This is a genomic window from Blastococcus sp. CT_GayMR20 (assembly GCF_004570345.1).
The window spans coordinates 1-519 of sequence record NZ_SPQM01000345.1; the positions used below are offsets into that span (position 1 = coordinate 1).

1 protein-coding gene is annotated in these 519 nt (G+C 74.4%); it reads right to left on the reverse strand.

The window, feature by feature from the left end:
• Window positions 1-223 precede the first annotated feature (223 nt).
• On the reverse strand, window positions 224-519 hold a 296-nt coding region (locus tag E4P40_RS27845; RefSeq protein ID WP_245160644.1), incomplete at its 5' end, for a hypothetical protein.

Sequence of the window (519 nt, forward strand, 5' to 3'; positions counted from 1 at the left end):
TTTGGTGCCATGGAGTGCGGGCGAGGTCCGAACATGCGGCCGCGCGGGGCGGCGGAACCCGGCGACGCCCGATGTACGGACGTACGGTTCCGTCGCCCCGCGCGGACCAGCGGCTCCCGAACCGGGTCTTTGGGGACTGACGGTGCGGCGGCTGAGCGGTACGTGGTGCGGATCGTGCCTGGTGCGGTCGTGCTGCCGGCGGTGCGTGCCGTGGGACTGCGGCTCAGTGAGCCACGGCGCGCGCCATCGGTCCTCGGCGCGGTTGCATCGGAACGCCACGAGCGGGTTCCGGCGCGGGCCTGACTCCGGGGGCGGCCTGACGGCCGGCCGGTGCCGGGCTACGACGTGGCTGCGCGGCCACGCCGTTCTGGACGTCCATCACGGCGTGCGCGACGAGTCCGCCCATCGGGTCGTGCCTGATCAGGTCCCGCAGCCGGGAGCGCGAGGAACGTCCCTCGTTGCCCGGATACAGGTGCTTGCCGAGGCCGACCGCGTGTGCCAGGGCGGCGAGCGCCGCGG